At 74.5% G+C, this 651-nt stretch carries 1 protein-coding gene; it reads right to left on the minus strand.

The features are described 5' to 3' along the window. Positions 1-495, minus strand: a 495-nt coding sequence (locus ACOV8S_RS31075; RefSeq protein WP_448321827.1) for a TetR family transcriptional regulator, incomplete at its 3' end; no start/stop codon positions are given. Positions 496-651 lie beyond the last annotated feature (156 nt).

Here is a 651-nt window from a genome sequence, read left to right on the forward strand (position 1 = left end):
CGCCCCGGCTCCTCCAGCCGCCCCGGCCGTCCGGACAGCCGTCCCGGCCGCGGACCGTGGGCGGCTGACGGGGGCGAGAAGCATGCCCGCGATGGCGTCGGAGAGGAAGTCGCCGACGCCGGGCCAGTCGGGTTCCTCGCCGTCCCGCTCCGCCTTCTCCTCGATCTCCGCGCAGGCGGAGTTGACGAGATGGGCCATCAGCATCGTCCTGCCGCGCACCACGGCCGGGTCCAGATGACTGAGCAGGGTGCCCACCGACTGCCCGATCCGGGCGGTGGTCGGCGCGACCTCGGAGGTCCGGCGCATCAGCCGCAAGACCGACGGGTCGTGCAGCGCCAGGCTGAAGAAACGGGCCCGCCAGGTCGGCCGCGGCAGCTCCTCCATCACCTCGGTGACCGGCACCACCAGCGCGCGGACGTCGTCCAGCAGCGAGGCCGAGCCCTCGTCGAACATGACCCGGCTGCGCTCCTCGATCTCGGCCAGATGCCGGTCCACGAGCGGAGGGCGTCCGCCGCCTGCGACGGGGCGTGCCCGACAACCCGGCCTGGACGCCCGACCGCGCGCTCCGTCTGCGCTGCCCGGGCGGGCCGGCACGCGAGTCTTCAGACGCCTGGAGAGTTCGCGCGCCCACAGGGTTCGCAGGCCCAGGGG

It is taken from the genome of Streptomyces sp. CO7 (genome assembly GCF_053474865.1).